Genomic DNA, 25,871 nt, shown 5'->3' on the forward strand with positions numbered 1-25,871 from the left:
CCGATAGACGCGCTGGGGCTGGAAAGCTGGACGGGGTAAAACACTTGAAGCGAGCTTGACTGACTTTTAGAGAAAGCCTTGACCCTGTCCAGCGTCCAGCGTCCAGCGTCCAGCGTCCAGCGTCCAGCGTCCAGCGTCCAGCGTCCAGCGTGTCAGCGCACCGAGCGCAGCGGTGTGGAGTAGGACGGCAGTACGCGAGTCAGCACTTCGGCGATGTAGCCAAGGAACAAGGTGCCCAGTGAGCTCTTGTAGTGCTGTGGGTCCTCGCTGCCGATCGCGAGAATTCCCTGCTGCTGGTTCAGTGCGACAACCGCCGCCGACCCGATGCTGCCGCTCTCTTCATCGCCGAAAAGAAACGCGAGTTCGTGCGGACGAAGCACGCCGCAGACGGTCTTGCCGCTGCCAAGCAGCCCGCCGACCGCTTGCTGGGCTTCCGCGCTGGTGACGCTGCGCCCCACCGGCAGCGGCGTTTCGCTGAACAGGATCAGGCTCACGAACGGCACCTGGAACTCGTGACGCAGGCTTTCGTCCACCGCGCCGATGACTTCTTCCAGGCTGTTGGCATCCAGCAGATCCAGTACCAGTCGGCGGGTCTTGTCGAACAACCGATCGTTATCGCGCGCCACATCCATCAGGTGCGACAAGCGATGGCGCACCTCGATGTTGCGCTCACGCAGCAGTTTGACCTGCCGCTCGACCAGCGACACGGCGGTGCCGGGCTGATGGGGAATACGCAGCTCTAAAATCAGCTCGTCGTGATCGACAAAGAACTCCGGGTGGGCCCGCAGATAGGCCGCGACGGCTTCTGCGTCCGGCAGCTGTGGCTTGTCCTGGTTTTGCTCGGTCATAGGCGAACCTGTCCTTCGAATACGCGAACGGCGGGGCCGGTCATCATAACGGGCTGTCCAGCGCCTGCCCATTCAATGGACAGACGGCCGCCTGGAAGATCGAGTTGCACCGGAGAATCCATCCAGCCTTGCTGAATCGCGGCGACTGCCGCTGCGCAGGCGCCGGTGCCGCACGCCTGGGTTTCGCCTGCGCCGCGTTCCCAGACTCGCAGCTTGGCATGCTGACGGTCGATCACCTGGATGAAGCCGGCGTTGACCCGCTGGGGAAAGCGCGAATGGTGCTCGATCTTCGGCCCAAGTTCATGCACCGGAGCGTTGTCGGCATCCTCCACACGCAGCACGGCGTGGGGGTTGCCCATGGATATGGCGGCGATGCCCAGCTGCTGGCCATCGACCTCTAGCGGATAACTCAGGGCTTGTTGGTCAGCCAGGAAAGGTATCTCCGCCGGAGTCAGGCGAGGCGGGCCCATGTCGACAGTGATCTGCCCATCGGGTCGCACGATCAGCTCGATGATGCCGCCTTTGGTCTCGACGCGGATCTGCCGTTTCACGGTCAGGCGCTTGTCCAGGACGAAGCGGGCGAAGCAGCGCGCACCGTTACCGCACTGCTCCACCTCCGAGCCATCGGAGTTGAAGATGCGATAACGGAAATCCACGTCGGGGTTGTGCGGCGGCTCGACCAGCAGTAGCTGATCGAAGCCGATTCCCGTGTGGCGGTCGCCCCACTGCTTGGCGTGCTTGGGCTGGATATGCGCGTGCTGACTGATCAGGTCGATGACCATGAAATCGTTGCCCAGGCCGTGCATCTTGGTAAAACGCAAAAGCATCGTCGTGGCCTCAGGCAGGCAGCAGGCTTTCGCCAGCGTATAGCTCCTGCACGCTTTCGCGGCGGCGCACTTCGTAGGCTTCGTCGCCATCCACCAGCACCTCGGCAGCGCGGCCGCGGGTGTTGTAGTTTGAACTCATGACGAAACCATAGGCGCCCGCGGAACGAACGGCCAGCAGATCGCCCTCGGCGAGCACCAGCGGACGCTCCTTGGCAAGGAAGTCACCGGTCTCGCAGATCGGGCCGACGATGTCGTAGTGATGCGCCTCGCCTTCACGTGGCTGCACCGGTACGACATCCATCCAGGCCTGATAAAGAGCCGGGCGGATGAGGTCGTTCATCGCCGCGTCGACAATGGCGAAGTCCTTGTGCTCGGTGTGCTTGAGGTATTCCACGCGGGTCAGTAGCAGTCCCGCGTTGGCCACGATCGATCGACCCGGCTCGAATACCAGCGCCAGGTCGCGACCGTCGATACGCTTGCGCACGGCCTGGATGTAATCGCCCGCCAGCGGTGGCTGTTCCTCGCGATAGCGCACGCCCAGGCCGCCGCCCAGATCCAGATGTTTGATTCGGATGCCGCGTACGGCGAGGCGGTCGATCAAGGCCAGCAGCCGATCGAGTGCATCGAGGAACGGCGGCAACGTGGTGAGCTGCGAGCCGATGTGGCAATCGACGCCCACGACTTCCAGGTTGCTCAGCTCATGCGCGCGGGCATAGACCTCTTCGGCGTCGGCGATGGCGATACCGAACTTGTTTTCCTTGAGGCCGGTGGAGATGTACGGGTGGGTTCCAGCATCGACGTCCGGATTGACCCGTAGCGAGACCGGTGCCACTGCGCCCAGTTCGGCGGCAACCTGCTGCAGCCGTTCTAGCTCCTCAGTGGACTCGACGTTGAAGCAGTGCACGCCGACTTCCAGCGCGCGACGCATGTCGTCGCGGGTCTTGCCGACGCCGGAGAATACGATGCGATCTGGTTGGCCGCCGGCCGTTAGTACGCGCTCCAGTTCGCCACGCGAAACGATATCGAAGCCGGCGCCAAGGCGGGCCAGCACGTTGAGCACACCAAGGTTAGAGTTCGCCTTGACCGCAAAACAGACCAGATGCGGCATGCCCGCCAGGGCATCGGCATAGGCGCGGTACTGTGCCTCGATGTGGGCGCGCGAGTAGACATATGTGGGGGTGCCGAAGCGTTGCGCGAGAGCGGGCAACGCCACGCCCTCCGCGAAGAGCTGACCGTCGCGGTACGAGAAGGCCTCCATGAATGCCTCCTTACAGTTCGAATCGGTCTTTGGAACGTTCTTTGGCAGTTGCCTCGTCGTCCGGAAGGTAGAGCGGGCCTTTCTGGCCGCAGCCGGTAAGCGCGGAAGCGAGAACCGCGAGTGCAATGAGTGGAAGCAGCAGACGCTTCATTGGGGTGTAATCCTAGAAAAATCGATGGGCCGGAGTATACCCAGCACCCGTCGGATTGCCTATGTGGCCGCGCTCGTCGGTCCCGCATCTGACGCCAGCCCGGACAGCCGCTCGCTAGACGCCGCGGTGGCCTGCTAAGCTCGCCAGCATCGTCGGTGGCCGCGTTGCCGCCGAGCAACCCGTACCGAGGAAATGGATTCATGAGCCTGAGCGAAGCCCGCTTTCACGATCTCGTCGACGCTGCGCAGGAAGAAATCGAGGACGTGTTCGATCACAGCGGAATGGACGTCGACCTGGAGAATTCCGGTGGCGTACTGACCGTGCGTTTCGAGAATGGCACACAGCTGATCTTCAGCCGTCAGCCGCCGCTGCGCCAGCTGTGGGTGGCGGCGCGGTCCGGTGGTTTTCATTTCGATTATGACGAGTCCGCGGCGCTGTGGATCTGCGATGCCAACGATGAACGTCTAGGCGAACTCCTGTCGCGGGTTACAGAGCAGCAGGGTGGCGAGGCGTTGGAATTTGAAGAGCTGTGAAAGTCGCGCCCAACTGACCCAAGCCAGGAATCAGGCACGCTTGCTTATTTAATGGGCTGTGATAGGGTCAGTCGCAGGTTAAATGACCCCGCCTTTGGGCGGGGTTTTGTTTTTTTGTCTGTTTACTTTTCCCAGGAGCTTACCCGCACCCATGACCAGCGCACCGCCAATCATCATCACTCAACCCGATCTCCAGCGGCTCGAGCGCTTGCTCGACGGTCTGGCTGACTACGGTCCGGCCGCCGAGGCGCTCGAAGAGGAGCTGTCCCGCGCCCAGGTGGTCGAGCGCAGCGAGTTGCCCGCCGGTGTGGTGTCTATGAACTCCCGGGTTCATTGCCGCGAGGAGGGTGTCGGCAAGGATTATCATCTGACATTGGTGTTTCCTCAGGATGCCGGCAAGGAAGGTACCGTTTCGGTCCTGGCACCGGTAGGCACAGCGCTGTTGGGCATGACGGTGGGGCAGCACATCGATTGGCCGACGCCCGGCGGCAAGGTGCTCAAGCTGACCCTGCTGGCTGTCGAATATCAGCCGGAAGCGGCGGGTGATATCAATCTTTGAGGGTGTCTGACGACGCCCGTTCTCGCACAATGCCTCAGAGAGAGGTCAGCGCCTGGTTGAGTGCCGCTTCCAGGTGCGCTTTGTAGCGCAGGTACTGAACCGTTTGGGCGCGACCGGTGCCGTGCAGGCCGGACATGTCGAGATCGGTTATGTAACAGGGATAGCGCTCGGCACCGTGTCGTTGCGCGAGTATGAACTGTGCAACGGCGGCGAACAGCTCGGTGCCGTATTCCAGGCTCGAAAACTCCTGATGGTTGCAGTACAGGGTCACCCGTGAGCGGCCTCGTTCGCTGTGTTCGACGATGGCCTGTACGTCATAGAAAGAGGCGCCGACATTTTCCCGTGGCGAAGGTCTGCGCTCGATCTCCGGTGCCTGGCGGCCTGCCGGTACCATGAGTCGGTAGAACAGGATGTCCATCGCTGCCAGCCGGCTTTCCTCGAACGGCAGCTGCGTGTTGCGGCGGTAACTCACCGATTGTAAAAAGCGCAGCAAAGGTGTCAGCAGGCTCTGCTCGTCGGTATAGGGCTGTTGCTGACGCCAGAGCGCATTGAACTCATCGAGGACGGTAATTTCCGCCAGGTCTCCCTGAACGCGGTAGAACACTTGAAGGCAGTGCGCCCTGGCCTGACCAAGGATTAACGGCAGGTCGGTTCCTTCAAGTGCGTGTCGCTCCACGCGGATGGGCCGCACGCTGCGATGAGCCTCGCCGAGATGTTCCAGCAATGCGGGTATGTCGCTCAAGGTGGTGTGCCGAACATTGCCGCTCACCAGATCGAGCAAATGGTAGTGCTGGCGGACCTGCAGCAGGTAGCGGTTCTCACCGGGCTCGTCGAGCAAGGTCTGGGCATCGGTGAAGATGGTGTCGATACGCCGTGCGAGTGCCATGCCGGCGTTTCGGCTGAAACAGCGTATTTGCAGGTTGGGTCGCTCGCCACGAGTGGGCAGTTCCTGCAGGAAATCACGCAGGCAGTCCGGCAACGGAGAGGTGCCTTCATAGCGCGTTGCGATCAGCTCGCTCCAGCTGTTCAGTGTCAGCTGATCGATGCTCAGCACCAGATTGTCTCGCGTAACGGCATGCCGCAGCGATTCGGTGAGCTCGTCGAACGACAGAGGCTGCTGCGGATTCAGCGGATCAAGCCCGACATTGATCAGTAGCAGGACCTTGACGGGACTGGCCGCGATCAACAGCGCTTCGTCAGCCAGAGCCGCGGGCGGCATTGGGAATGCCTGGCGGATATCGGTGAGCAATGCGAACAGCTCGGCTTCACTCAGGCCGCTGTCGCCAGGATGCAGGGCGACATGCGTAGCCGTATCGATAATGCTGTTGCGATGGCACCAGGCCAACAATGGCACCAGCTCTCGGGAACGCTTGAGCGGGGAAAAATTGCTGAGCTGTCGGGTATTCAGGTTGCCTTCGTAAAGCGCCCAGTACACATCATCTGCGGCATCGTAGCCCTGCATGAGCGTCAGGCTGTGTTCTGCCAGGTCAGGCGCGATGCCCAGGTTGATGGCTTCGACCTTGCCGGCCTTGCGCTCGATCGCGGCATGCAGGCGCCTGCCAAGCACACCAAAATCCCGTCCGTTGATGCTGCTGATGATCTGCAGGCGTCGCGCGAACTCACTGAGGAATCGGTAGCCGTAAGTCAGTTCGTTGACCAGTGCGCGGCGTTCTTCGACGACCCGCCGCACCTTCCACTGGCTGCGTGCGTCGAGTTGGGCAAATTGTCGATCATCCCATTGCCACTCGGCCGCCAGTCGCTCGAGCAAACGCCGTTTCCAGCTTTTGCTACGGCCGCTGGGAGGCTGGCTGAGGGGCTTGTTGACCTTCAGGTAGAGACAGCGACGCAATAACGCGAGGCGCTCCTGGTCGCCTCGCTTGGCGAGGTAATGTTCGATTCGGCGGTAGGCGACGATGTAGGGATCAAGTTCGTCCAGATCGAGGCGATTGGCGTACACGGCCTGTTTGAAATCGAGGCTCAGGCAGCGAACCTGCGGATGCTCGCTGGCGTAGACCTCGACCAGCAACAGCTTGAAAAGTGACTTGTAGGGCGACTCGATGGCCTTGTACAGCTGCCAGAGGCCCGCACCGAGGTATTCACCGGGAGGGATGCTGGCGAGGCTGCCCAGGTCCAGTACCTCGTCGCTGCGCACGAAACGCTTGTCCAGCAGGGTGCGCACGTAGTCGTGGTAGCGGTGCTCTTCGTAGTCCGGCACCAGCCACCAGAGGGGCGTACGCCCGCCCAGCCAGATCGCGGTGCGGTAGAACTCGTCGAGCAGCAGGTAGTGCTGAGTGGTACCGCAATCATCGGAGGTGAGCTTGGCTTCGCGCGCGCCCTGGGTGAAGCGGACCGGGTCGACCAGAAAGAAGTGGGCCTCGCTGCCTTGAGTCGCCGCCCAACTCTGCAGCAGCTCGCATTTGCGTTGCAGTTCGCCGAGTTGTTGTGCAGACAGATGCGGATCATGGCAAACCCAGACATCCAGATCGCTTTGATCATCCTGCGCAACAGTGCCAAGGCTGCCCATGAGAAACAGGCCGAGAATCGGTTGCGGCGGCTTACCGCGCAGTGGCCTGTAGCTGAACGAACGGCTCAAGCGCTGGGCTTCGGCTAAAGTATCGGCGTCAGGCTCGAACCCCGCCAGTCCGGCTGGCGTGGTGCTGGAAACGTAACCCGGCAGAATCGGATGGTTTACATGGAATAGCAGCGGCAACAGGCTGAGCACGCTCTGTTGGCGGGATGACATGACCAGCCGAGTGCGTTCCAGGCGTGCAGCATTCAACGACAGAAAGCGAGCACGAAGCGCGGCAAGCACCTTGCGGTCGATTCCGTCCTCAAGGATGGGCCGGAGTTCCTGATGGCGCGTCATGGGGTGATTCGTACAGGCAAGCGACGTTGTCCGACATGTTGATCGAGGCGAACGGTGAAACTAGCATGGCGCAGCGAAAGCCGCAGCTGCGGCAGCGCGCGATAGCCGATGCCGGTTCGCTGCTCAAACCGGCAAATGGCGTACTCGGCTAGGATTGGGTCGCCCCAGGCTCAAGCCGGAACGGGCTCCGAAAGAATGGTCAGCAATACTTGGGCGTGCTCTGCGGCATCGCGCCCAAGGCTCGTCAAGTAACCGCCGTCAGGCAGGGTTGTCAGGCCTTTGCTATGCAGGCGCTGTGCAGCGGCGATCGCTGTGTTGCCAGCGTCGTGGTGAACCTTCAGGCCTTCAAGTGAGTTGTCGAGGTTGAACAGGCGAAGAATTTCCAGCTCGGCTACCACTTCTGGGGTGTAGGACATGTCTGCTCCTCGGATGGTGGGCGTTGGCCCTGTTTGCGGAAGTGTAGATGCTGCGCGCGCACCTGCCTCTAAGACTATTCGGCTAGGTCCGGCAGATTCCGCAGCTGCGTTTCGTACCCTTCGACATCGAAGGGGCGGTCTTGCTCGAGCATCTGCCGGATCTCTCGCGCCAGCACGAGTGTCATCAGCTTGAGGATCTCGTCGCGCTCATAGCCGACCAGCGTCAGTTTGTTCAGCGTAGCTTGGGTGGCGGCGGGTTCACCGGCTTCAAGCTGGTTCTCGATTGCCTGAATCAGGGTTTCCTCGGCAAAGGTTTCATCATCTTCGGGCGTGGCATCGTTCATGTCGCAACTCTCGTCAGGGAAGATCTCGATGGCGTGTCGAGGTGAGTACCGGCAAGCTTACTTCAGTCGGAAAGGCCGGCTGAACGCTTCGCTTGGGTCGGTTTCTATTCTTACTATGACTTATCGAGAGCGCGACTACAGCAATGATCATTTTTCACTGTCTTGAAAACGGCACGCTGATGCGGCGCGTTGCTGAAAATCTGCAGACACTCCCCGATAATGTGCTGTGGGTCGATCTGCTGTCGCCTGACTTGCAGGAAGAGCGTTTTATCGAATCGTCCTTGGGGCTGGACATTCCAACCCGCGAAGAACTTGCCGAAATCGAGGATTCGTCGCGCTTCTACGATGAGGACGGCGCCATCTTCATGACCACGACAGTGGTGATGGGAATCGCTGACCGGCGCCCGGAAAATGCCGAAGTGACCTTTGTCCTGACCAAGCGCTGCCTGGTCACCGTTCGCTATTCCGAGCTCAGTGCGTTCCGGCAGTTCGAGGGGAAGAGTTCTCGGCAGCCGTCGACCTTTTCCTCCAGCGATCAGATTTTTCTCGCCCTGGCCGACGCTGTGGTCGATCGCATCGCCGATGTGCTGGAAAGCGTTCAGGTCCAGCTTCAGACCTTGTCGAGGTGCATCTTCGACGAACGAAAGGAACAGCGCACCGATCTGCAGCAGATCATCCAGCAGCTTGGGCAGCACCGCTCGCTCCTGTCGCAGCTGGGCGAAAGCCTGTTCAGCTCTAGCCGACTGATCGCGTTTTACCGCCTGCATGCCAACGAGCCCAAGCTAGGCGTGGCCAAGGGATTATTGAAGGCGCTGGAGCGGGACGTGCGGTCGCTGGGTGAGCATCAGGCACGGCTGCTGGGCGATATCGCCTTCCTGCTTGACGCGACGCTGGGGCTGATCAATATCGAGCAGAACGCCATCATCAAGGTGTTTTCCATTGCTGCGGTGCTGTTCCTGCCACCAACGCTGGTGGGGACGGTATACGGCATGAACTTCGAACGCATGCCCGAGCTGAATTGGTCGTTTGGCTATCCCATGGCACTTGGGATGATGATCGTGTCAGCGATCATTCCCTATGCCTGGTTCAAATTCCGTGACTGGCTCTGATCACCCGAAGAAGTACAGGACGACGCAAAACACGCCGAGCAACGCCCAGACACTGCCGAAGATGATCGGCGTGCGCAGAGAGAACATCAGGGTGCGCTTGTAGCGCTCGCCGCCTGCCGGGGTGTTGCCTTCTCCAAAGAGTGCTGAGTCGTTATTGGGTAACAGGCCGACACTGCCTTCAACCTGGAGCAGTTCACTTTGCTTGTGATGCCAGCGCTCTATCACGTTGTAGCTCGCCCGGATGCCCGGTATCGCATGCAGCGAAGTGATGAGCCCGAGGAGCGCCAGCACGGAGGGTACGACCAACCGAAATAAACTCCCCCAATCAGGGTTGGTGTTGGCCATCGATGACGCGAAGGCGATGATTAGAAACGACTGTGAAGACAGATAGCCGCTGGTGCGGCTGGCCAGTAGAGTGGACTCGAAATGGATTTCCGAACGGTAAAATTGCAGCCGCTCCTTGGGCGAGTCGAAGACCTCAGCGGCCTGCGTGTCCTGGTTCAGCAGCAGCCTGCGCAGATCGGTCATGGGTGTCTCGAATAATATGGAACGATAGGAAAGTGGCGCTTTACTAAAGTCCCGATTACGCCGTAAGAGTTCCAGGCGTTCTAGACAGCGGATGGTGATCTTGGGCGCGGCGGCATCCGGGTCCGCCAGAGTGATACCACCAGCGCGATGAATGCGGATGACCAACAGGCGGCAGCGATCAATAGCCAGAGCCCGGATTCAATGCCCAGCAAGGGCGGTAAGACGCGCGCCAACGTCGCAGCGCTGATCAGCAAGGCGAAGGGATGAATCCACGGCTGCGCATTGGCATCGCGGAAGCGGTACAGCAGACGCGTGCGCACCATCACGCCAAACGTCAGGCTGCCCAGCGCACCGATGGTTAATACGTGCAGGGTGGCGCTGACCGGCAGCCAAGGGCCGCTCATGGCGACGCCAAGCAGCACCAGGCCCAGTGAAAGCCAGCTGTAGCCAACCAGCAGCACCAGCAAATCGGGGCGGCTGCGGTAGTGCCAGGGTTGCCAGCGCAGCAGGCGAATTGCGCCGAGCACTCCGGCTGCAACCAGCACGGCGCCGGCCACGTGTCCGAGTAACGTCCAGGGCAGCAGGCTCAATCCAAACGCAATGCCCAGCAGGATCAGCACGCCACCTTCAAGCTGCGGCTGCACCCGTGCATCGAGACGGCGACCTTCGCTTTGAGCATGTCCGGCCAACGCCGGGGCGATGATGCGTCCGCCCATGAAGAACATCAGTGCGGCGAAAAGCATCAGCGCCGGCTCCCGCAGCCGCAGTGAGGAGCCAGCGCCGGCGTTGGCCAGGAGACTGGTTACGCCAAGACCGATTACCACAGGCGCCACCGTCTGATTGCGCCATTTCTTGGCCGCTCCGAGAAAGCGCGGTACCACCTTCCATAGCAGCCCGGCGACGAATAGCAGATCGGCGCCAACGGCATACCAGGCGCCCGGTGCAAGAAGGAAGCCGGCACGTGCGGCCAGCCAGCAGCCAAGTAGCGCCAGGGTGATCCGCTGAGGTTGGGGCCCAAGCAGGTAGCCGGCGACAACTGCAAGCGCGTATCCGAACAGCATCTCGTGAGCGTGGCCGGCCGGCGTTGCCAGCCCAGGCAGAGCCGGTGCAAGGCCAAGCATGGTTAGCACGGACCACGGCAGGATAAGTGCCGCGTAGAGCGCAGCAGCGGGGAAGAACCAGGCGTTGGCGAAAGGGAGGCGCGGTTTACGTGGGGCCATCTGCAACTCCGATGTAACGGGGCGCGCGGACGCCCCGTTACCGGATGGAAACATCAGCGGCTGGCGAGGAGTTCGCGGCCGCGCTGAACCGCTGCGCGAACCTGCGCGGGTGCCGTACCGCCGATGTGATCACGGGCGTTCACCGAGCCTTCCAGGGTCAGCACGGCGAACACGTCATCGGTGATCTGGTCGCTGAACTGGCGCAGTTCGTCGAGGCTCATTTCGGCTAGATCCTTGCCGCTGTTGACGCCGTACTTCACCGCGTGACCGACGATCTCGTGGCAGTCGCGGAAGGGCAGGCCCTTGCGTACCAGATAGTCGGCCAGATCAGTGGCGGTGGAGAAGCCGCGCAACGCCGCCTCGCGCATGATTTCGCGCTTGGGCTTGATCGCCGGGACCATGTCGGCGAAGGCGCGCAGGCTGTCGCGCAGGGTGTCGGCAGCGTCGAACAGCGGTTCCTTGTCTTCCTGATTGTCCTTGTTATAGGCCAGCGGCTGGCCTTTCATCAGCACCAGCAGGCCGGTCAGCGCGCCGAACACGCGGCCAGTCTTGCCGCGCACCAGCTCGGGTACGTCCGGGTTCTTCTTCTGCGGCATGATCGAGCTTCCGGTGCAAAAGCGGTCGGGCAGGTCGATGAACTGGAACTGAGCGCTGGTCCAGAGCACCAGCTCTTCGGAGAAACGCGACAGGTGCATCATCGCCACCGAGGCGGCGGCACAGAATTCGATGGCGAAATCGCGATCAGATACGCCATCCAGCGAGTTGCCGGAGATCGCTTCGAAACCCAGCAGTTCGCAGGTGATCTCCCGCTGGATCGGATAGGTGGTGCCGGCCAGCGCGGCCGACCCCAGCGGCATGCGGTTGGTGCGTTTGCGGCAATCGACCAGACGTTCGTAGTCGCGGCTGAGCATCTCGAACCAGGCCAGCAGATGGTGGCCGAAGGTCACCGGCTGCGCGGTCTGCAGGTGGGTGAAACCGGGCATGATGGTGTCGGCTTCGGCTTCGGCGACACCCAGCAGACCCTGCTGCAGGCGGGTGATTTCGCCAAGTATCAGGTCGATCTCATCGCGCAGCCACAGGCGGATGTCGGTCGCAACCTGGTCGTTGCGGCTGCGTCCGGTGTGCAGCTTCTTGCCAGTTACGCCGATGCGGTCGGTCAACCGTGCTTCGATATTCATGTGCACGTCTTCCAGATCGACGCGCCAGTCGAACGTGCCGGCCTCGATTTCGCCCTGAATGTCTTTCAAATTGGCGATGATCTGGTCACGCTCATCGGCGCTCAGCACGCCGGCCTTTTCCAGCATGGTGGCGTGGGCGATCGAACCCATGATGTCATGGCGGTAGAGGCGCTTGTCGAACTCGACGGAGGCGGTGAATCGGGCGACGAAGGCGTCGACGGGCTCGCTGAAGCGGCCGCCCCAGGACTGGTTGGTCTTGTCGGTGCTCATGAATGCGCTCGCAGAAATCGGATGGCAAATTGGAGGCCCCGAATAATAGCAGGGTTACGCGCGGCTTCCGCGCTGGCGCTATCCAGTGAGCGGCGTTATCAGGCTTTGAACTGCCCGAGGCTGGCTTCGAGCCTTTGCGCGAGCACGCCCAGTTCCTTGCCACTGGCCGCGGTTGCAGTCACCGCTTCGGCGGATCGTTCAGCTTCGGTGAGAATGACTTCGACCCGCTCGCGTACCGTCGTTGCCGTGCTGGCTTGTTGTTCTGCGCCTTTGGTGGCCTCGCGAACGACCTGATGCACTTGCTCGACGGCAGTCTGCAAAGCGCGCTGCAGATCGCGACTGCTGCCCAGGGAGGCCAGGCCGCTGTCGGCTTGTTTACCGGCCGCGTTGATTGCCGAGACGGCGTCGCGAGCACCCCGTTGCAGGCTTTCGATATGCACCTGGATATCGCCGGTAGATTGCTGGGTCTTGCTGGCGAGTGCTCGCACTTCATCGGCCACCACGGCGAATCCACGACCACTTTCACCGGCGCGGGCGGCTTCGATGGCTGCATTCAATGCCAGCAGATTCGTTTGCTCGGCGATACCTCGGATCACGGTCAGGACTACTTCGATCTGTTCGCTTTGCGTGGCAAGTTTCTCGATGACCGAGGCGCTTGTCTGTACGCCACTGCCAAGTGCCTCGATCGTCCGGCCGACCTGTTCGGAAATCGCCTCGTTATCCACCGCGGCCTTGCGAATCGAAGCGACCTGATCGAGAGCAGTCTGCATGGCCCGGCTTTCATCCTGCGCGCGTTGGGTCATGTCGGCCAACGCCTGCAAGCTGCCGGCGACTTCGTCGCGTTGACGTTCGGCAGCGGCTGCGGCAGCGCGACTGCGGTTGCCCAAGGTGTCGATTTCCGCCCCTGTCTGTACGGCGATGGCGCGTGCTTCCTGGACGATCGGCTGGAGCTTGGCCAGGAACAGATTGACCGCGTCCGCCATCTCGCCCACCTCGTCTGCGCTGTGGATCTTGACGCGCTGAGCGAGGTCGCCGTGGCCGGCCGAGAGACCGCGCAGCGCGCCGTTGAGCAGGCTCAGTCGGCGTAGTACCTGGCGCCCAAGCACCAAGGTAACGGCGAATAGGAGCAGTATCCCGGTGATGGCGAGGCCGGAGCTGATTTTCCAAAGCAGTGCCGAAGCCGAGCGCTCCACTGCCTTCTGGCTATTGGACTCGATGCTTTGGGCCACCTCCGTAGCAGCGGCCAGGCCTGACGCCATGATCTTCGCGCTGTCGCTGGCAGTGGTCGCGAGGCCGGCCTCTACCAGCTTAGCGCCGCTGGTGACCAGCGTCTGGAAGCGGCTGTCGAAGGCGGCCAGTTCGGTGCTTACCGCTGAGGTGGAGAAACCGAGGACAACCTGGCCGATGTCCGCGCCCTTGGGGTTGATCGAGGTCTTGGCGAGATACAGCGTGGGATCGTTCTCGCCTGCTGACAGCACCTTGTCGAATGAGGTGCGCCCGGTGCCCTTGTCCAGCAACGTCTTGACGCGCGGATCCTGGCGGTTCAAATGGCGGGTGAGTTGGTTGCCATCGGCATCGAAATAGACGACGAACACGACTGCCGGGTTGCGGTGAGCCATTCTGACGAACTCGGTCAGCGCCGGTACGTCGTTGTCCCAGATCGCCGCTGGCGCAACGCCGGCGAGCAGCGTGGCGAGGTCGTCTCCGGATTGTTTGAGGTGACGCTCGAGCACGTCTTTCAGCTGTTTCTGCTCTTCGGTCAATTGCTGCGTCAATCCTCGGGATAGATCACCGGTCATGCGTTCGGCCAGGCTGGAAAGCCCGCGACTGACCTCGGTATCTGCGGTGCGCAGCGCCAGCAGCAGGCGTGCCGAATCTGCGCCCAGACTTTGCTCGATATCCTGCTCGAGCCCATCGATCGTGCCGCGGGTCAATGCGAGAGCAACCAGCATTTGCACCACAACGGCGGCGCATAGCGTCAGGAATACCGGGCGTAGCAAGCGGCTACGCAGAGAGGAAAATAGCAGCATGGGTCAATACTCCTGAGCAGCGGTAGCGATTAGCGGCGAGAGTTGTGATGCAGGCATTGAGCCATCATGCGCTATTACGAGTCGCCCATAGACCTCTTTTATCGGCGAAAACGGCCATATGCTTGATTGTCGAAACGTAAAACTGGCGACCGTTCGTCAGCCTCGGATCGCGCCGGGCCGATAGACTTGCCTTTGCTGCGCGACGGCAGATGCCCGCCTTGCCGGGCTCGCCTTGCTTTGCACCCTCTCGGCGCGGAAACTCGATTCATGCGAACAAAAAAACTTGATCGAACGCGGCCCACGGCTCCGGTCGATGACTTCTTCGTGCCTGAGCTATGCCAGCCCGATGCCCTACTTGGCCTGGTGTTGCTCGCAGAGCTGCTGGTGCTGGTACTGGTGCTCGCCGAGCCGATGCAGCCTGGGTTCAACTGGATGCGTCTGGCGCTGGCGTCGCTGTTCGTGCAGTGGGTGATGCTGCTGTCGGCCGGTCTGACCTGTCAGCTGCGGCCGCTGCTGGCGCGGTTGCCGGCCTGGTTGGCAGGGCTTGCCTGCTGCGCCATGGTGGTCGGGCTCACACTGGCGTGTACGGCGGTCGCCGATATCTACCAGCTTGGCGGTCCGCTGACGCGCGTCGGCGAGGTGAACCTGTATCTGCGTCATGCACTGATCAGTCTGATCATGTCGGGCCTGTTGCTGCGCTACTTCTACCTGCAGAGCCAATGGCGGCGGCAGGAGCAGGCCGAGCTGCGCGCGCGCATCGAGTCGTTGCAGGCGCGCATCCGGCCGCATTTTCTGTTCAACAGCCTGAACAGTATCGCCAGCCTGGTGGTCACCGATCCGGCCAAGGCCGAGCAAGCGGTGCTCGATCTGTCTGATTTGTTCCGCGCCAGCCTGGCGCGCCCCGGCACGCTGGTGCCATGGCGCGAAGAACTGGAGTTATCACGCCGCTACCTTTCCATCGAGCAGTATCGCCTCGGCGAACGGCTGAAAGTCGAATGGCAGGTCGATGCCGTGCCGGACGATCTGCCGATTCCCCAACTGACCTTGCAGCCGCTTCTGGAGAACGCGCTGATTCATGGAATCCAGCCAAGAATCGAGGGCGGGGTGGTCAGCGTGGCGGCCTACTATGCTGATGGCGTGTTCCATTTGCAGGTCAGCAACCCCTTTGACGAAACGGCTGCAAAGCTGCCATCTAGAGGGACTCAGCAAGCGCTGCATAATATAGACGCACGACTAACGGCACTTTTCGGTCCCGCGGCGAGTCTCAGCGTGGAGCGGCGTAATGCCCGTTACTACACCTGTCTACGCTATCCGTGTGCGACACAAAAGCAGGAAGCCAGAACTGTATGAATGTGCTGATTGTCGATGACGAACCTCTAGCCCGCGAGCGCCTCGGCCGACTGGTAGGTGACCTTGACGGCTATCGTGTCCTGGAACCTTCCGCCTCCAATGGCGAAGAGGCGCTGTCCCTGATCGAGGACCTGCGGCCCGATGTTGTGTTGCTGGATATCCGTATGCCGGGGCTTGATGGCCTCCAGGTTGCAGCCAAGTTGTGCGAGCGCGACGCACCTCCCGCGGTGATCTTCTGCACCGCCCACGACGAGTTTGCGCTGGATGCCTTCCAGGTGAGCGCGGTCGGTTATCTGGTCAAGCCGGTACGGCCCGAACACCTCGCTGAAGCATTGAAGAAAGCCGAGCGACCCAATCGTGTGCAACTCGCGGCGCTGACGCGTCCGGCGGCGGTGAGCGGCACCGGCCCGCGCAGCCATATCAGCGCACGGACCCGCAAGGGCATTGAACTGATCCCATTGCCTCAGGTGATCTATTTCATCGCTGACCACAAATACGTCACCCTGCGCCATGAGGGCGGCGAGGTTCTGCTAGATGAGCCCTTGAAGGCGCTCGAAGATGAGTTCGGCGAGCGGTTCGTCCGCATTCACCGCAATGCGCTGGTCTATCGCGACCGCATCGAACGCTTGCAGCGCACCCCCCTGGGACATTTTCAGCTGTTTCTCAAAGGGCTTGAGGGTGAGCCGCTGACCGTAAGCCGCCGCCATGTCGCCGGTGTTCGCAAGTTGATGCAGAACCTTTGATACGGAGCTGGCGCTAAGGATAGGCGCCCCGCTCCAGCTCAACCGTCCCCCCGGACGGCTTTCCTTGATCCCTGCCAACCCGATCGCTGTTCCTGGCCTGTTATCATCGCCGGCAGTTCATCTGTCTGGAATTGCTCATGTCCCGCGAAATTCGCATCGCTACCCGCAAGAGTGCCCTGGCCCTGTGGCAGGCCGAATACGTCAAGGCGCGCCTGGAAGCCGCCCATCCGCATGTAACGGTGAGCCTGGTGCCGATGGTCAGTCGGGGTGACAAGTTGCTCGATGCTCCGCTGGCGAAGATTGGCGGCAAAGGCCTTTTCGTCAAAGAGCTGGAAACAGCCCTGATGGAGAACGAAGCGGACATCGCCGTGCACTCCATGAAGGACGTACCCATGGAATTTCCCGAGGGACTCGGCCTGTATTGCATCTGTGAGCGGGAAGACCCGCGCGATGCGTTCGTCTCCAATCACTACGAGGATTTCGATGCGTTGCCTGCCGGAGCGGTCGTCGGCACCTCCAGCCTGCGGCGTCAGGCGCAGCTACTGGCGCGTCGCCCCGACCTCAAGATCCAGTTCCTGCGCGGCAACGTCAACACTCGCCTGGCCAAGCTCGATGCCGGCGAGTACGACGCGATTATCCTCGCAGCGGCCGGCTTGATCCGTCTTGGTTTCGGTGACCGCATCCGCGCCAGCATCAGTGTTGAAGACAGCTTGCCTGCGGGCGGGCAGGGCGCGGTCGGGATTGAGTGCAGGACCGGCGATACCGAGCTGCATCAGCTGCTTCAATGCATGAACGATCCCGATACCGCGATTCGCGTCAGTGCCGAGCGGGCGCTGAACCGCCACCTCAATGGAGGCTGTCAGGTGCCGATCGCCTGTTACGCGGTACTCGAAGGCGATCAGCTGTGGTTGCGTGGGCTGGTAGGACAGCCCGATGGTGCCGTGCTTCTGCGCGCTGAGGGGCGTGCGCCCAATGCCGAAGCCGAAGTGCTTGGCGTGCGCATCGCTGAAGAATTGCTGCAGCAAGGCGCTGGGAAGATCCTCCAGGATATCTATGGCGAGACCGGTAAGGCGTGAACGGCTGGCGTCTGTTGCTGACGCGGCCGGCTGAGGAGTGTGCGGCGCTAGCCGCCACGCTGGCAGTGCAGGGAATTCACAGCGCTAGCCTGCCACTGCTGACCATCGAAGCCCTTGCAGAAACACCTCAGCAGCGCGCGACCATGCTGGAACTGGACCGCTACGCTGCGGTGGTGGTCGTCAGTAAGCCGGCTGCCAGGTTGGGTTTGACGCTTCTGCGCCGCTACTGGCCGCAGGCGCCTGCTGGGCAAGCATGGTTCAGTGTCGGTGGAGCGACTGGCGCGATACTCGCCGATTACGGTCTGGACGCCAGCTGGCCGGTCGCTGGTGACGACAGCGAAGCGCTGCTCGCCTTGCCAGGATTGGCTCAGGCCCTAAGCGCGCCCCATCCAAGGGTCTTGATTCTTCGAGGCGAAGGCGGACGCGAGCTTATCGCCGACACGCTACGTGCCCGTGGCGCGCAGGTCGACAGCCTCGAATTGTATCGCCGTCACCTGCCGGATTACCTGCCAGGCACGCTACTCAAAACCCTTCGCTCGGAACGGCTGAACGCGGTGGTGGTCAGCAGTGGACAGGGTTTGCAGTCATTACGCGAGCTGGCAGGCGCCGATTGGGGTGGCATGCTTGAGCTACCCTTGTTCGTACCCAGCCCTCGTGTGGCCGAGATGGCCAAGGCGTTGGGCGCCAATAGAATAGTGGACTGCCGTGGTGCTGGAGCCGCGGCTTTGCTGGCGGCGCTACGGGAAAGTCCCGGGCCCGCTTCCTAATGCAAAGGATGGAAACGTGAGCGAAGTAGACCCCGACAAGGCACCGCAGCAACCGAAGGGCAACGATTCTGTGGCCAATCAGAATCCGATCAATAAAGACGCCCCAAGGGCTTCGAAAGAAGCCCCGAAGGCGCCGCCACCGAAAACGCCTGCCAGTGCCAACCCTGATGCGCGTGGCGGCGGCAAAGGGCTGGCCGGTCTGGCGCTGCTGGTCGGTCTGGCAGGTCTGGCCGCAGGGGGCTACAGCGTCTGGCAGACTCAGCAACTGGCCGATCAGAAGCAGCAACAGCAGCAGTCGGCACAGGCTACGAGCGAACAGACCCGCCAGTTGAGTGAGCGCAGCCAACAACTGGCCAGTCGTCTAGGCAAACTGGAACAACTGCCCTCAGCCGAACAGCTGGAGGATCGTCGCCGTTTGCTTTCCGAGCTGCAAAGCGACCAGCAACGGTTGGCGGGGCGTGTTGAGCAGGTTCTCGGATCCAGCCGCGAGCAATGGCGGCTCGCCGAAGCCGAGCATCTGCTGCGCATGGCGATGTTGCGTCTGTCGGCGATGCAGGACGTGAACAGCGCCGAATCGCTGCTCGCCGAGTCGGATTTGATCTTGCGCAAACAGGACGATCCCGGTGCCTACGCGGCACGGCAGAAATTGCTCGAAGGGCTAGAAGCGTTGCGCAGCCTGCCGGAGCTGGACCGCACCGGGTTGTTTCTTCAGCTGGGTGCGTTGCGTGGCCAAGCCAACCAACTCAACGGTCTGGCTCCGGAATTCGAGGCGGGCCAGGCAGGAAGTGAGCAGGCTGATAGCCGCTGGCAGCGTTGGCTGAATGAGCTGACCCGTTATGTGCGTATCGATTTCGACGCCGGCAATAGCGTCAAACCGCTGCTTGCGGGACAAAGCCTGGCGCAGGTGCGCTTGGCCTTGTCTCTCGCCATTGAGCAAGCGCAGTGGGCCGTGCTGAACAGTAACGAAAAGGTCTACCAGCAATCGCTGGAGCAGGCGGCCCAGCTCATCAAAGATCACTTCAGCGAAGAGAACGGGCAGAGCCGCGGCCTTCGGGATCGCATCGAGGAGCTGAAAACGCGCCAGGTCTCGGTCAGTCTGCCCGATCTTGCACCGGCGCTCCGTGCACTGCAGACCTATGTGCAGCAGCGTGAATCGTCCGAAAGTGCAGTGTCGCCTGCTGACAGCCGTTCAGAGCAACCCGCGGAGCAGCCCGCAGAACGGCCTGCAGAAGAGTCGAGCCCACAACCGGAGCAGCCGGCTACTGACGGCGCTGCGACCGAAGAGGGGCAGCGCGCATGAAGCGATTCGCCTTTGTCCTGATCCTGCTTATAGCGATCGTTGGGTTCTTCGGCTGGGCCATCGCACAGGACGCGGGCTACGTCCTGATCAGCTATGACCGCTTTCGCTACGAGTCGAGCTTCTGGATTTTCCTTGGCCTGATCGCGTGCCTGTGGCTACTGGCGATGGTCGTGCACTGGGTGCTCGGCCTGCTGCATACCTCCGGGGCCCTGGTCAATCCGTGGTCGCGCCGCCATCGCGAGCGGCGTGTCAGCAAGGCATCACGCAGCGGTTTGCGAGAGTTGGCCGAGGGCCAGTGGAGTCACGCGCTGGGCCATTTGCGCTCCGCTGCCGAGCACGACCACCAGCCGCTGGTGCATTACCTTGGTGCCGCCCGTGCCGCCAATGAACTGGGCGAGCATGAGCAGAGCGACGAGCTGCTGCGCAAGGCAAGGGAGCGCGAGCCCGAGTCGGGTCTTGCGGTTGGCCTGACCCAGGCGCAGCTGCAGATCGCGAGAGGCCAGTATGGCGAGGCGCGGGAAACGCTTAATGCGCTGCACAGCGATCACCCTCGTCATGCCTATGTGCTGACCCTGCTGCAGCAGCTCTACGTTCAGCTGCAAGATTGGTCTGCGTTGTGCCGCTTGTTGCCCGAACTGCGCAAGCATCGGGTGTTACCGCCGGCTCGCTTGAGTGAGCTTGAGCTTCTGGCCTGGACTGCGGCGCTTGAGCAAACCGGTCAGGCCTCAGCGCCCAGTAACGAGGATGCGCTGCAGGCGCTGAATCAGAAGTGGCAAACCGTCCCGTCCGGGTTGCGCACTGAGCCTCTGCTGGTGCGCGCCTACGCTGACGGTCTGTCCCGCCTAGGCGCCGATGCGAAGGCCGAAGATGTACTCTACGCAGCGCTCAAACGCCAATTCGATGATCGACTGGTGGAGCGCTACGGTCGCGTTCGCGGCCAGGACCCTGCGCGTCAGCTGGCGAATGCAGAAAACTGGCTCAAGGCTAATCCGGAGAATGCCGAGCTTCTGCTCGCACTTGGTCGGCTGAGCATGCGCAACGCCCTATGGGGCAAGGCGCGCGATTATCTCGAAGCCAGCCTGCGCTTCGAGCACCGTCCCGGAACCTGCGCCGAGCTGGCGCGATTGCTGGCCCAGCTGGGCGACAACGAGCGCAGCAACCGGCTGTTCCAGGAAGGCCTGGGGCTTCTTGATCAATCCAGCTCCAACCGAATACAGACAACCAGCAGCAGTTAGCAAATGACGCGGCCGCTCGGGACGTGACACCCGTCCCGCGCCGCTGTGGCGGTTTGCTTATGGCTTGCAGCTCGCTGCGTGCCGCACTACCGTAGCGAACTTTTCCTGTCTGCGGAGTCGCTATGAACCTGGCCAGCCCACGTTCGCTGTTTCTTCTGGCCTTTATCGCCTGCGCGTTGATGATGGTCGCTGCGCTGTATCTCGAGCATGTTGTCGGGCTGGCGCCATGCCCGTTGTGCATCGTTCAGCGTATATGCGTCATCGGCTTCGGCCTGGTCTGTCTGGTCGCAGCGTTGCACGGACCGCATAAGGCCGGCCGACGGGTTTATTCGGTTTTGGCGTTGCTTTGCGCTGTTGCCGGCGGCGGCACGGCGATACGCCAGATCTGGCTGCAGAACATGCCCGCCGACCAGCTTCCGAGCTGTCTGCCCAGTCTCGAATACATGATGGATGCCCTGCCGTTCCAGGAAATCGCCAGACTGGTACTTCACGGTACGGCCGAGTGCGCTGAAGTCAGCTGGACCCTGCTCGGCATGAGTATTTCGGAGTGGACCTTGCTTGCCTTCATCGCTATGGTCGTCTTTTGTTTCTGGCAGCTGTTACGGCGTGATTGAGGCTTTTTGTTCGAGCGAGCGAATGATCCCTGTGCTTGGCGGTCAATGAGCAAGGCGAAGCGGGGTTGTCGAGAGAGGCAGGTGAAAATGATGCTGCTGCTTGATGCTTCCTTCTCTGCGGCTTAGTCTGCCCAGGCGGCGTCGGTTTTCTGCCAATTTCGCTGTCACTCACCCAAGGCCGATATCCCAAGACAAAAAACCGTCTCGGAAGGCGCAACAAGAAACATCGATTAGGGAAGTGAGGTCATCATGCTCGAGAGCTGTCGGAACGCCCAGGAACGCTGGGGAGGTGTGCACCTGCTGATCGACCGCTGGCTGCAAGAACGCCATGCATTGATCAACGCATTCGATGGGCTGCATGGGGGGGCCGAAGCGGCTACTCGCCCGGCCTTGCAAAAATTCTGCGAAATACTGCTGGACTACGTGTCGGCTGGTCATTTCGAGATCTATGAGCAATTGCTCAATGAAGCTGAAGCCTTTGGTGACGAGCGCGGCCTGGATCTGGCGCGTCAGATTTATCCTCGTATCGAGGCGATTACCCAGGTGGCGGTTGCTTTCAATGATCGTTGTGACAACGGCGACTGCCTCGAAAGCCCAGGCCTTCCGGACGAGCTGAAGCATCTGGGCCGGTTGCTACACGAGCGCTTCGAGTTAGAAGACTGCCTGATCGAAGTGCTGCACACGGCGCACAAGCAGCCTGCTGCTACCGCCTGATCCGCGCCGCTCAGCTGCGAGCGAAGGATCGCTTGTAGCGTGCTTCGCTGATTGATTGGCGGATCACTGCAGCCCGTCTAGTATGGCTGCACCAACCCCGCCAGGAGGCACTTTCATGCCAGCAACGAAGAATGCGGTCACGACTCCGCTGCACTTGCTTCAGCAGTTGTCGAAGAGTTTGGTGGAGCACCTGGAAAAAGCCTGCACGGATGCACAGAAGGACGCAGAGCTTCTCCTGGCCAAGCTCGAAAAGCAGCGCGGCAAGACCCAGGAAAAACTGGTCAAAACCCGAGCCAAGCTCGACGAGGCCGGCAATGCGGGCAAGTCGAAGGCCCAAAGCAAGGCGCGTTCAAAACTGACCGAACTGGATGACATGCTCGCCTTGCTGCAGACACGGCAGAGCGAAACCTTGAGCTATCTGGCCGATCTTAAACGCGATGCCGAGCAGAGCCTGAACCTGGCGCAAGGTGTCACACAGGTTGAAAAGGCTGCGGCACAAGCACTGGCATCACGCGGCAAGGCCACACCGTCACGTTCGGCCTCAGCGCAACGCAAGGCTGCGCCCGCTACAACCAAACCAGGTGTCACCAGGCCAAGCGCCACCAAGCCGGCAACAACCAAGCCAGCTCCGACCAGGCAGTCCTCCAGCAGTTCGAGCCCGGCGGCGAGCAAGCCAGCAGCCACAACCCGCACGCGGTCGGTGGCTTCCAAAGATGACAAATCAACCACCGCTAACGCTTCCGGCGGCCCAGCGGCAGCAGCTAGTAGTGCCGCGAAACGCACCGCCCGACCTGCCAGTGGCCGTGCAAAACCCAAACCGGCTACAACCAATCCATCCGGTGCTGCCAAGCCTGCTGCAACGCGCAAGCCGGCATCAACCAAGACCGTCAGCGCAGATCAGCCCGCACCGCCAGCGCCCAGCTGAGAAGCTGCACGGCGCAGCACGTTCAGCCATGCGCGCGGGTCGCCCTCGACCCCTGCGCATAGCGGGTTCAGCCAGTCGTCCGATCCGTCCTCTGGCAACCAATGCTGTGTTACTCGCTGAAGGCGATCGAGCTGAATCCTTTCGGCTTCCAGTTCCAGCGTTTTAACGCGCCTGCGCAGGTCGGCAAGTTCTGTGTCGCCGGCTGCCTGCTCACGCCACGCCTGGCGCAGGTTTCGCAGGGGCAATACGACTGCGCTCTGCCAATCCTTGCTGAGTTGTTTCAGCGCTTCCAATCGCTGCGCATCTCGGCGAACGCCGCGGGCTTCCAACCAACTGCAGGCAAGGAGCAGGCAGACGTCCATCTCCAGCGCCTGTAATTCAAGGCACGCCTTTTCCACACCAGGCGTTGCATAGCAGGCGAGGGCAAAATTCCAGAGGTCGTCGCTCTTCATCTGTAATGGCTTTTTTTTGTGGGCAGCCGGATGGATTTCCGGGCGACCTGATAAACTCCGCCGCCATTATGATCCGACTCCAGAACCTCACTCTACAGCGCGGCCCGCAGCGTTTGCTCGACGGCGCCGATCTGACTCTTCACCCTGGCCAGAAGGCCGGGTTGGTCGGTGCCAACGGCGCCGGTAAATCCAGCCTGTTCGCCTTGCTGCGTGGCGAATTTGCCGCAGATGGCGGCGACTGCCAGATTCCGCCGGACTGGCGCATCGCGCACATGCGCCAGGAGGTCGACGCGCTCGACCGGTTGGCGGTTGATTACGTGCTGGACGGCGATACCGAGCTGCGCCGTATCCAGGGCGATCTGATCGCGGCTGAAGCTGTCCACGATGGCAGCGCGCTGGCTCGTTTGCATACCGAGCTCGATAACGCCGACGGCTATACCGCTGACGCGCGGGCGCGCAAGCTGTTGGCAGGCCTGGGCTTTGCCAACGAGCAGATGGATCGACCGGTCAGCAGTTTTTCCGGTGGCTGGCGAATGCGCCTGAACCTCGCACAAGCGCTGATGTGCCCGTCTGACTTGCTGTTGCTCGATGAGCCGACCAACCACCTCGATCTGGACGCGATTCTCTGGCTGGAAGCCTGGCTCAAGAGCTATCCCGGCACGCTGATGCTGATCTCTCACGACCGCGACTTCCTCGACGAGGTGGTTGGTAACGTGGTGCATGTCGAACAGCGCAAACTGACGCTCTATCGAGGTGGCTACTCAGCATTCGAACGGGCGCGCGCCGAGCGTCTGGCTCAGCAGCAGCAAGCCTTCGAAAAGCAGCAGGCGCAGCGCGAGCACATGGAGGATTTCATCCGCCGCTTCAAAGCCAAGGCGAGCAAGGCGCGTCAGGCGCAGAGTCGAATCAAGGCACTGGAACGGCTAGAAGAGCTGGCGCCGGCTCACATCGATTCGCCGTTCGACTTCGTGTTTCGCGAAGCGGATAAGGTCTCCAGCCCGCTGCTGGATCTTGAACAGGGAAGTCTTGGCTACGGCGAAAAAGTGGTGCTGGACAAGGTCAAGCTGCAATTGGTACCTGGCGCGCGGATAGGTCTGCTCGGCCCCAACGGTGCGGGCAAGTCGACGCTGATCAAGACGCTGGCTGATGAGCTGCAGCCCTTGGGCGGTCGGTTGCAGCGTGGCGAAAACCTTGTCATCGGCTATTTCGCTCAGCATCAGCTGGATGCGCTGGACGCCAATGCCAGCCCGCTGTTGCACCTGCAGCGCATTGCACCGGGCGAGCGTGAGCAGGTGCTTCGCGATTTCCTGGGTGGTTTCGATTTTCGTGGCAATCGCTGTGACGAGCCGGTCCTCAATTTCTCGGGTGGTGAAAAAGCGCGGTTGGCATTGGCGCTGATCGCTTGGGGTAAGCCCAACCTACTACTGCTTGATGAGCCGACCAACCACCTGGATCTGGAAATGCGCTTGGCTCTGACGCTGGCGCTACAGGATTTCGAGGGTGCGGTTTTGGTGGTGTCCCACGATCGCCATCTACTCAAGAGCACGACTGACGAATTTCTTCTGGTGGCTGAAGGGAGAGTCGTCACCTTCGATGGAGATCTCGAGGATTACGCGCGATGGCTGGTGGAGTTTCGTGCCCGTCAGCAGCCGGTGAGTGCAACCGAGCCATCCGGTGACAAAACCGACAAGCGTGCCTTGCGTCAGGCGGCTGCTGCTTTGCGGCAGCAGCTGGCGCCGCTCAAGCGCCAGGCGGACAAGCTCGAAAAGGATCTTGCCGGTGTGCATGACAAGCTGGCCGTGCTGGAGCAGCGACTCGGCGATGCCGCGCTCTACGAGGTGGCGCGCAAGGATGAGCTTCGCGAGCTGCTGGCCAAACAGGCTGAGCTGAAGGTGCGCGAAGGCGAGCTGGAAGAGGCCTGGCTGGAGGCGCTCGAAGCCCTGGAGAACCTGCAAGGACAGCTCGAGGGTAGCGCGTGAACGAGTCGCTGCTGTTGCTGCTCCAGCAGTGGCGCGACCCGCTACTGCTTGGGCTGCAGGTCATGTTTATCCTGTTGATCGCCTACCTGTTGCAACGGTTGGTGGTGCGGGGGCTGGAACGACTGGGCAGGCGTTATCCGCTGCCACCCGAGCTGCTGCTGCCGCTGCGGGGCGGTATTCGCTGGTTCATCATCGGTGGCGCACTGATCATGGTGCTTGAGCGCTTCGGTGTATCCGCAACGGTGATCTGGACCGCCTTCTCCGGGTTCGTCGCAGTCGCAGCGATAGCCTTCTTTGCAATCTGGAGCGTGTTGTCCAACCTGCTCTGCGCCGTGCTCATCATGACGGTGGGGCCCTTCCGGTTGGGCGATCTCGTGGAGCTGGTGGAGAGCTTCGACAAGCCGATCGTCAAGGGTCGAGTCATCGACATCAACCTGCTCTACACCACATTGGAGGAAATCTCCGAGAGCGGAACTGGTGCCATCGTTCAGGTACCAAACAGCTTGTTCTTTCAGAAAGTCGTGCGCCGCTGGCGTGGGACAGACATCCAAACCACCAATCACAACACACACGAGTAAC

General features: G+C 61.5%; 25 protein-coding genes and 1 pseudogene. 14 read left to right on the forward strand and 12 right to left on the reverse strand.

Annotated features, from left to right (window positions below; genetic code table 11):
• Window positions 1–152: 152 nt before the first annotated feature.
• The 4 genes from BUE09_RS17610 to lptM are packed head-to-tail and all read right to left on the reverse strand — an operon-like array spanning window position 153 to window position 3,084.
• Window positions 153–848 (reverse strand): DUF484 family protein, encoded by a 696-nt coding sequence (locus tag BUE09_RS17610; RefSeq protein ID WP_073302970.1) that lies wholly within the window; start codon window positions 846–848, stop codon window positions 153–155.
• Window positions 845–1,675 (reverse strand): diaminopimelate epimerase, encoded by an 831-nt coding sequence (gene dapF / locus BUE09_RS17615; protein WP_073302972.1) that lies wholly within the window; start codon window positions 1,673–1,675, stop codon window positions 845–847. The genes BUE09_RS17610 and dapF overlap by 4 nt, the downstream gene beginning before the upstream one ends.
• Window positions 1,676–1,685: 10 nt before the next feature.
• Window positions 1,686–2,933 carry a diaminopimelate decarboxylase gene (gene lysA / locus BUE09_RS17620; protein ID WP_073302974.1) on the reverse strand — a complete coding sequence of 416 codons (1,248 nt, stop codon included), beginning with the start codon at window positions 2,931–2,933 and terminating at the stop codon, window positions 1,686–1,688.
• A 10-nt stretch (window positions 2,934–2,943) separates the two neighbouring features.
• A complete protein-coding gene (gene lptM, locus BUE09_RS17625; protein WP_019341253.1) occupies window positions 2,944–3,084 on the reverse strand; it encodes an LPS translocon maturation chaperone LptM in 141 nt (46 codons plus the stop codon).
• A 200-nt stretch (window positions 3,085–3,284) separates the two neighbouring features.
• Here lptM and cyaY point away from each other — a divergent pair, with 200 nt between their 5' ends.
• Together cyaY and rnk are read left to right on the forward strand one after the other, a co-directional pair.
• Window positions 3,285–3,617, forward strand: coding sequence for an iron donor protein CyaY (gene cyaY / locus BUE09_RS17630; protein WP_073302976.1), 333 nt, complete (start codon window positions 3,285–3,287; stop codon window positions 3,615–3,617).
• Between the two features lie 151 nt (window positions 3,618–3,768).
• Window positions 3,769–4,176, forward strand: coding sequence for a nucleoside diphosphate kinase regulator (gene rnk / locus BUE09_RS17635; RefSeq protein ID WP_073302978.1), 408 nt, complete (start codon window positions 3,769–3,771; stop codon window positions 4,174–4,176).
• Between the two features lie 34 nt (window positions 4,177–4,210).
• Here the strand turns inward: rnk and BUE09_RS17640 are convergent, their stop codons facing one another.
• The 3 genes and pseudogenes from BUE09_RS17640 to BUE09_RS17650 form a co-directional block, all read right to left on the reverse strand.
• The gene (locus tag BUE09_RS17640; RefSeq protein WP_073302980.1) at window positions 4,211–7,042 is read right to left on the reverse strand and encodes a class I adenylate cyclase; all 2,832 of its coding nucleotides are present in this window, start codon (window positions 7,040–7,042) and stop codon (window positions 4,211–4,213) included.
• A 170-nt stretch (window positions 7,043–7,212) separates the two neighbouring features.
• Window positions 7,213–7,458, reverse strand: coding sequence for a TIGR02647 family protein (locus BUE09_RS17645; protein WP_073302982.1), 246 nt, complete (start codon window positions 7,456–7,458; stop codon window positions 7,213–7,215).
• 74 nt (window positions 7,459–7,532) lie between these two features.
• A pseudogene (locus tag BUE09_RS17650) lies at window positions 7,533–7,790 on the reverse strand (hypothetical protein); the annotation flags it as partial.
• 155 nt (window positions 7,791–7,945) lie between these two features.
• On the opposite strand from BUE09_RS17650, the gene BUE09_RS17655 reads away from it, so the two are divergent.
• Window positions 7,946–8,911 (forward strand): magnesium transporter CorA family protein, encoded by a 966-nt coding sequence (locus BUE09_RS17655; protein WP_073302986.1) that lies wholly within the window; start codon window positions 7,946–7,948, stop codon window positions 8,909–8,911.
• On the opposite strand, the gene BUE09_RS17660 is transcribed toward BUE09_RS17655, so the two are convergent.
• The 4 genes from BUE09_RS17660 to BUE09_RS17675 all read right to left on the reverse strand — a co-directional run bounded on the left by BUE09_RS17660 (window position 8,912) and on the right by BUE09_RS17675 (window position 14,137).
• Window positions 8,912–9,439, reverse strand: a complete 528-nt coding sequence (locus tag BUE09_RS17660; protein ID WP_073302988.1) for a hypothetical protein — start codon at window positions 9,437–9,439, stop codon at window positions 8,912–8,914. It abuts the gene before it with no gap.
• A gap of 80 nt (window positions 9,440–9,519) precedes the next feature.
• A complete protein-coding gene (locus BUE09_RS17665; RefSeq protein WP_073302990.1) occupies window positions 9,520–10,659 on the reverse strand; it encodes an NnrS family protein in 1,140 nt (379 codons plus the stop codon).
• Window positions 10,660–10,712: 53 nt separating this feature from the next.
• The gene (argH, locus tag BUE09_RS17670; RefSeq protein ID WP_073302993.1) at window positions 10,713–12,107 is read right to left on the reverse strand and encodes an argininosuccinate lyase; all 1,395 of its coding nucleotides are present in this window, start codon (window positions 12,105–12,107) and stop codon (window positions 10,713–10,715) included.
• Window positions 12,108–12,205: 98 nt separating this feature from the next.
• Window positions 12,206–14,137: a methyl-accepting chemotaxis protein gene (locus BUE09_RS17675; protein ID WP_073302994.1), complete on the reverse strand. Its 1,932-nt coding sequence runs from the start codon at window positions 14,135–14,137 to the stop codon at window positions 12,206–12,208.
• 267 nt (window positions 14,138–14,404) lie between these two features.
• Here BUE09_RS17675 and BUE09_RS17680 point away from each other — a divergent pair, with 267 nt between their 5' ends.
• The 9 genes from BUE09_RS17680 (at window position 14,405) to BUE09_RS20525 (ending at window position 22,861) form a co-directional block, all read left to right on the forward strand.
• On the forward strand, window positions 14,405–15,487 hold the full coding sequence (locus BUE09_RS17680; protein WP_073302996.1) for a sensor histidine kinase: 1,083 nt from the start codon (window positions 14,405–14,407) through the stop codon (window positions 15,485–15,487).
• Window positions 15,484–16,230 carry a LytR/AlgR family response regulator transcription factor gene (locus tag BUE09_RS17685; RefSeq protein WP_019341265.1) on the forward strand — a complete coding sequence of 249 codons (747 nt, stop codon included), beginning with the start codon at window positions 15,484–15,486 and terminating at the stop codon, window positions 16,228–16,230. The genes BUE09_RS17680 and BUE09_RS17685 overlap by 4 nt, the downstream gene beginning before the upstream one ends.
• 137 nt (window positions 16,231–16,367) lie before the next feature.
• Window positions 16,368–17,306 (forward strand): hydroxymethylbilane synthase, encoded by a 939-nt coding sequence (hemC, locus tag BUE09_RS17690; protein ID WP_073302998.1) that lies wholly within the window; start codon window positions 16,368–16,370, stop codon window positions 17,304–17,306.
• Window positions 17,303–18,073 carry a uroporphyrinogen-III synthase gene (locus tag BUE09_RS17695; RefSeq protein ID WP_073303000.1) on the forward strand — a complete coding sequence of 257 codons (771 nt, stop codon included), beginning with the start codon at window positions 17,303–17,305 and terminating at the stop codon, window positions 18,071–18,073. Before hemC ends, BUE09_RS17695 begins: the two co-directional genes overlap by 4 nt.
• 16 nt (window positions 18,074–18,089) lie before the next feature.
• A complete protein-coding gene (locus BUE09_RS17700; protein WP_073303002.1) occupies window positions 18,090–19,373 on the forward strand; it encodes a uroporphyrinogen-III C-methyltransferase in 1,284 nt (427 codons plus the stop codon).
• Window positions 19,370–20,608 carry a heme biosynthesis HemY N-terminal domain-containing protein gene (locus BUE09_RS17705; protein ID WP_073303004.1) on the forward strand — a complete coding sequence of 413 codons (1,239 nt, stop codon included), beginning with the start codon at window positions 19,370–19,372 and terminating at the stop codon, window positions 20,606–20,608. Before BUE09_RS17700 ends, BUE09_RS17705 begins: the two co-directional genes overlap by 4 nt.
• A gap of 122 nt (window positions 20,609–20,730) precedes the next feature.
• Window positions 20,731–21,222, forward strand: coding sequence for a disulfide bond formation protein B (locus tag BUE09_RS17710; protein WP_073303006.1), 492 nt, complete (start codon window positions 20,731–20,733; stop codon window positions 21,220–21,222).
• 249 nt (window positions 21,223–21,471) lie between these two features.
• Complete coding sequence (locus BUE09_RS17715) at window positions 21,472–21,936, forward strand: Rsd/AlgQ family anti-sigma factor (RefSeq protein WP_073303008.1); 465 nt, start codon at window positions 21,472–21,474, stop codon at window positions 21,934–21,936.
• Window positions 21,937–22,051: 115 nt separating this feature from the next.
• A complete protein-coding gene (locus tag BUE09_RS20525) occupies window positions 22,052–22,861 on the forward strand; it encodes an AlgP family protein (protein ID WP_073303010.1) in 810 nt (269 codons plus the stop codon).
• Here BUE09_RS20525 and BUE09_RS17725 read toward each other — a convergent pair.
• A complete protein-coding gene (locus BUE09_RS17725) occupies window positions 22,834–23,313 on the reverse strand; it encodes a TIGR02444 family protein (protein WP_073303012.1) in 480 nt (159 codons plus the stop codon). The genes BUE09_RS20525 and BUE09_RS17725 overlap by 28 nt on opposite strands.
• A 68-nt stretch (window positions 23,314–23,381) precedes the next feature.
• On the opposite strand from BUE09_RS17725, the gene BUE09_RS17730 reads away from it, so the two are divergent.
• Together BUE09_RS17730 and BUE09_RS17735 are read left to right on the forward strand one after the other, a co-directional pair.
• Window positions 23,382–25,292 carry an ATP-binding cassette domain-containing protein gene (locus BUE09_RS17730; RefSeq protein ID WP_073303014.1) on the forward strand — a complete coding sequence of 637 codons (1,911 nt, stop codon included), beginning with the start codon at window positions 23,382–23,384 and terminating at the stop codon, window positions 25,290–25,292.
• Complete coding sequence (locus BUE09_RS17735; RefSeq protein ID WP_073303016.1) at window positions 25,289–25,870, forward strand: mechanosensitive ion channel family protein; 582 nt, start codon at window positions 25,289–25,291, stop codon at window positions 25,868–25,870. The genes BUE09_RS17730 and BUE09_RS17735 overlap by 4 nt, the downstream gene beginning before the upstream one ends.
• Window position 25,871: the final 1 nt, after the last annotated feature.

Origin of the sequence: Stutzerimonas xanthomarina DSM 18231, from assembly GCF_900129835.1 — a bacterium.
Lineage (GTDB): Bacteria > Pseudomonadota > Gammaproteobacteria > Pseudomonadales > Pseudomonadaceae > Stutzerimonas > Stutzerimonas xanthomarina.

What these genes read in the sequence shown, in the direction of transcription:
- BUE09_RS17610 (WP_073302970.1), bottom strand. Translation starts at nt 848, where the DNA reads ATGACCGAGCAAAACCAGGACAAGCCACAGCTGCCGGACGCAGAAGCC.
- dapF (WP_073302972.1), bottom strand. Translation starts at nt 1,675, where the DNA reads ATGCTTTTGCGTTTTACCAAGATGCACGGCCTGGGCAACGATTTCATG.
- lysA (WP_073302974.1), bottom strand. Translation starts at nt 2,933, where the DNA reads ATGGAGGCCTTCTCGTACCGCGACGGTCAGCTCTTCGCGGAGGGCGTG.
- lptM (WP_019341253.1), bottom strand. Translation starts at nt 3,084, where the DNA reads ATGAAGCGTCTGCTGCTTCCACTCATTGCACTCGCGGTTCTCGCTTCC.
- cyaY (WP_073302976.1), top strand. Translation starts at nt 3,285, where the DNA reads ATGAGCCTGAGCGAAGCCCGCTTTCACGATCTCGTCGACGCTGCGCAG.
- rnk (WP_073302978.1), top strand. Translation starts at nt 3,769, where the DNA reads ATGACCAGCGCACCGCCAATCATCATCACTCAACCCGATCTCCAGCGG.
- BUE09_RS17640 (WP_073302980.1), bottom strand. Translation starts at nt 7,042, where the DNA reads ATGACGCGCCATCAGGAACTCCGGCCCATCCTTGAGGACGGAATCGAC.
- BUE09_RS17645 (WP_073302982.1), bottom strand. Translation starts at nt 7,458, where the DNA reads ATGTCCTACACCCCAGAAGTGGTAGCCGAGCTGGAAATTCTTCGCCTG.
- BUE09_RS17655 (WP_073302986.1), top strand. Translation starts at nt 7,946, where the DNA reads ATGATCATTTTTCACTGTCTTGAAAACGGCACGCTGATGCGGCGCGTT.
- BUE09_RS17660 (WP_073302988.1), bottom strand. Translation starts at nt 9,439, where the DNA reads ATGACCGATCTGCGCAGGCTGCTGCTGAACCAGGACACGCAGGCCGCT.
- BUE09_RS17665 (WP_073302990.1), bottom strand. Translation starts at nt 10,659, where the DNA reads ATGGCCCCACGTAAACCGCGCCTCCCTTTCGCCAACGCCTGGTTCTTC.
- argH (WP_073302993.1), bottom strand. Translation starts at nt 12,107, where the DNA reads ATGAGCACCGACAAGACCAACCAGTCCTGGGGCGGCCGCTTCAGCGAG.
- BUE09_RS17675 (WP_073302994.1), bottom strand. Translation starts at nt 14,137, where the DNA reads ATGCTGCTATTTTCCTCTCTGCGTAGCCGCTTGCTACGCCCGGTATTC.
- BUE09_RS17680 (WP_073302996.1), top strand. Translation starts at nt 14,405, where the DNA reads ATGCGAACAAAAAAACTTGATCGAACGCGGCCCACGGCTCCGGTCGAT.
- BUE09_RS17685 (WP_019341265.1), top strand. Translation starts at nt 15,484, where the DNA reads ATGAATGTGCTGATTGTCGATGACGAACCTCTAGCCCGCGAGCGCCTC.
- hemC (WP_073302998.1), top strand. Translation starts at nt 16,368, where the DNA reads ATGTCCCGCGAAATTCGCATCGCTACCCGCAAGAGTGCCCTGGCCCTG.
- BUE09_RS17705 (WP_073303004.1), top strand. Translation starts at nt 19,370, where the DNA reads ATGAAGCGATTCGCCTTTGTCCTGATCCTGCTTATAGCGATCGTTGGG.
- BUE09_RS17710 (WP_073303006.1), top strand. Translation starts at nt 20,731, where the DNA reads ATGAACCTGGCCAGCCCACGTTCGCTGTTTCTTCTGGCCTTTATCGCC.
- BUE09_RS17715 (WP_073303008.1), top strand. Translation starts at nt 21,472, where the DNA reads ATGCTCGAGAGCTGTCGGAACGCCCAGGAACGCTGGGGAGGTGTGCAC.
- BUE09_RS20525 (WP_073303010.1), top strand. Translation starts at nt 22,052, where the DNA reads ATGCCAGCAACGAAGAATGCGGTCACGACTCCGCTGCACTTGCTTCAG.
- BUE09_RS17725 (WP_073303012.1), bottom strand. Translation starts at nt 23,313, where the DNA reads ATGAAGAGCGACGACCTCTGGAATTTTGCCCTCGCCTGCTATGCAACG.
- BUE09_RS17730 (WP_073303014.1), top strand. Translation starts at nt 23,382, where the DNA reads ATGATCCGACTCCAGAACCTCACTCTACAGCGCGGCCCGCAGCGTTTG.